This window comes from Cognatazoarcus halotolerans, from assembly GCF_009800965.1.
In the GTDB taxonomy this organism is placed as follows: domain Bacteria; phylum Pseudomonadota; class Gammaproteobacteria; order Burkholderiales; family Rhodocyclaceae; genus Cognatazoarcus; species Cognatazoarcus halotolerans.
In genome coordinates this window covers 1-3,344 of record NZ_WUAF01000041.1, presented here as the reverse complement: position 1 = coordinate 3,344, position 3,344 = coordinate 1, and the positions used below count along the sequence as shown (strand labels likewise).

Below are 3,344 nucleotides of genomic sequence, written 5' to 3'. Positions count from 1 at the left end.
CGCTGGGCCTGCCGACGCTGGCGCTGTGCCTCGCCGACAACCAGCGCCAGCTCATCCACGACGCCAGCCGCGCCGGACTGCTGCACGGTCCCGACATTTCCGCCACCGACGCCGCAGCGATCGCCCGACACCTCGCTGCGCTGCTGGACAGCGCCGGTCTGCGCCGCTTGCTCTCGGCCACCGGCATGGCGGCGGTCGACGGGCGCGGCGCAGCGCGGGTGGTACGCGCCATGGGAATCAGCGAGATCGAGGTGCGCCCAGCCACCGCGGCCGACTCGGCATCACTGTTCGCCTGGCGCAACAGCCCGGAGATCCGCGCGGTATCGCGCTCCAGCACGCCGATCCCGCAGGCCGACCACGCGCGCTGGCTGGCCGCGGTGCTGGCCGACCCCGACCGACCGCTGCTGATCGGCGCGCGCGCGGGAGAGCCGGTGGGAGTGGTACGCTTCGACATCGACGCGACCACCGCCGAGGTGTCGATCTATCTGGTGCCGGGCAAGGGCGGGGAAGGCCTCGGCAGTGCCTTGCTGACCGCGGCCGAAGCCTGGCTCAGCGAGACGCGCCCGGCCCTGGACACCCTGCTTGCCGAGGTGCTCGGCGACAATCGCGCCTCGCATCGACTTTTTACCGGCTGCGGCTATGCCTTGCAGCAAACGCGCTATCGCAAGAGGATTCACCCATGAACAAGACCATCGACATCGGCGGCCGACTCGTCGGCCGGGATCACCGCCCCTTCGTCATCGCCGAGATGTCGGGCAACCATAACCAGTCGCTCGATCGCGCGCTGGAGATCGTCGAGGCCGCCGCCGCCAGCGGCGCACACGCCCTCAAAATCCAGACATACATGCCCGACACCATGACCTTGGGCGATACTGCAACGGGCTATCGGTTTGTTTGTGGCGCATGGAGTGCTAATTCGATCGACAGAGCAGTATCGAGGAAGCAATACCACCGCTGATCTATTGAAAAATTTCATGTCGTCGTGATTCGAAAAAATAGACGGCAATGAAGCAATAGAACATAGGTTGCCATCGGTGGTTCTGCATATATTTGATTGTCGATAATGCAAAGGATTTTTTATGACTTCTCCATACGAGTGTCTACCCGGCAGGCAGTTCTGGAAGCTTGCGATCGAAGGTAAGGATCCAAATAGTATTTCTAGCCTTTACAAAAAGAAATTTTCAATCGATGGGCTGAAGATAGCCACCGCAGGCAGTTGCTTCGCGCAGGAAATTGCAAAAGGGTTGCGCAAGAACGGCTACGATGTCATTGACAGTGAGCCCGCACCCGAAAGCTATCTACTTCGTGGGAAAGTCGCCAATTCGTTTGGTTATGGTTTGTATTCCGCAAGGCACGGAAATATATATACTGCAAGGCAACTTTTTCAGCTAGCGAGAGAGGCGCTGGGTGATTCGCCGCTAGATCCTGCCCTGTATGTCTGGACGAAGGGGGGGCGTTATTACGATGCGCTTCGCCCAAATGTTGAACCCGAAGGCCTTAGTTCGCCTGATGAGGTGGTTCTGCAACGCTTGGACCACCTTCGCAGATTTCGACGGGTTTTGAAAGAGTGCGGTTTATTTGTCTTTACTCTTGGCTTGACCGAAGCCTGGATGCATGACGTTTCTGGTCTCGTCTATCCGACTGCACCGGGAGTTGTTGCTGGAGATTTTGATCCAGATGTGTACTCATTCAAGAATTTCCGTTTCTTTGAAATTTATGAAGATTTTCTTGCTTTTCGTGAGCTGGTGCTGGCGGTAAATTCGTCAGCCAAATTTCTGATTACGGTTTCTCCTGTTCCTTTGACTGCGACGTATTGTGACGCACATGTTCTTTCTGCAACGGTAAGATCTAAATCAATTCTGCGTGCGGTCGCGGCGGAACTCTATGAGCAGTTTGAGGATATAGATTATTTTCCTTCGTTTGAGATGTTCAGCACCCCTTTTCTCGGATCCGCATTATTCAAGGAAAATCGCCGATCCGTTCATCCATCCGGAGTTGCCGCAGTGATGAAGGTCTTTTTCTCTGAGCACATCCCTAATTCCGGAGCTGAATTGACAGCATCTCCGATTTCCGATGGCAAAAAACAAAATCAAAATGCTTCCAGTGCACCCCAAGAAGGTGAAGACCCGATTTGTGAGGATGCACTGCTGGAGGCGTTTGCAGGGGGAAAGAAGCAATGAGGAGAATTGGTGTCATCGGTAATTCACATCTCGCCGCTTATAAATTGGGATGGGAGATATTGAAAGATCGATTTGCTGACTATGAGTTGGTTTTTTTTGGATCCCCCACGACGAGTATGCGATTTCTTAAAGTCGATGGGGGGAATCTTGTGCCGACGTCTCCTTTGACTAAGGAAAATTTGAAGTGGACGTCGGAGACATATGACTATATTCCAGGAGATCTCGATGCCTACATATGCGTTGGCATGGGTTTCAGCTTTGTTCACCTGATGGCATTGCTTGACAAGCACAGGACGATCGATGGGTATGATCCCTCTTCGTCGAGCTACCAGCTTGTTTCATGGGAATTCTTGACGGCAGCGATGCACGAGACCTTGTTTCAATCAAATGCTGTTGGCCTACTTCAGATGTTGAGCGAAATTTCCAGTGCGCCAAAGGCGTATGCACCGAACCCGTTTCCAACGACTGAGGTTCTGTCGGACGAAAGATATACGTACTTCCTGAATGATCGTGTGCGCGATCGAGTTTTTGATTTCTATCAGTCTTCCAAATTTGCCGCGTTCAAGGATCTGTGTGATTTTGTTGAACAGCCAGGCTGTACGCTTGAACAAAGGGTATTCACGAAAGGGGAATACTCACGCGGATCTGTCAAGCTGAAGAAGGGCCTGAGGAGCCAGCATGAAGCGAATGACTATTTCCATATGAATGCCGAATTTGGGGCTGTTGCGCTTGCGGAGTTGCTATGCGCCACGGGTTGAAATAAACGAAAGGCATGAAGTTGAAACAATATTCGCTTCATGGACAGTTGTGAGTGGCTGGCAGGTGGTAATCGGCCAGTGGCTGGCAGGTGGTAATCGGCCAGTGGCTGGCGCCGGTATCGGAAGAGAACCTGGCAGGTTAGGCAATCGTGTCGGCACTGAAGGTTCGGTGCGGTCACAGGTACGGTGGAGAGTGCTTGAGTTCCAGTCCGGAAATATAGCCATCGAGGGAGCGTGCCATTTCTTTAGGGAATGTTCACAGCTGTTGCCGACGCTTGTTATCAACCCGGCAATCAAATAGCTAACTTACAAAGCATATCGAACGTACTCATGGGTGAAATACGACCGAACTCGATCCGGCATCGCAGCGATTCGCTCCATGCACGTGCGCGCCTTCTCGAGGAGC

The 3,344-nt window shown here is 53.8% G+C and carries 4 protein-coding genes; all 4 read left to right on the top strand.

Annotated elements, in window-relative coordinates:
• Positions 1-683: GNAT family N-acetyltransferase (locus GQB03_RS22540; RefSeq protein WP_159694041.1), on the top strand; the 683-nt coding region annotated here is incomplete at its 5' end.
• A complete protein-coding gene (locus GQB03_RS22535; RefSeq protein ID WP_200832410.1) occupies positions 680-958 on the top strand; it encodes a hypothetical protein in 279 nt (92 codons plus the stop codon). The genes GQB03_RS22540 and GQB03_RS22535, both read left to right, overlap by 4 nt.
• A 121-nt stretch (positions 959-1,079) precedes the next feature.
• A complete protein-coding gene (locus GQB03_RS22530; RefSeq protein WP_159694039.1) occupies positions 1,080-2,180 on the top strand; it encodes a GSCFA domain-containing protein in 1,101 nt (366 codons plus the stop codon).
• Positions 2,177-2,938 carry a hypothetical protein gene (locus GQB03_RS22525; protein WP_159694037.1) on the top strand — a complete coding sequence of 254 codons (762 nt, stop codon included), beginning with the start codon at positions 2,177-2,179 and terminating at the stop codon, positions 2,936-2,938. The genes GQB03_RS22530 and GQB03_RS22525 overlap by 4 nt, the downstream gene beginning before the upstream one ends.
• The last annotated feature ends 406 nt before the right edge of the window (positions 2,939-3,344 follow it).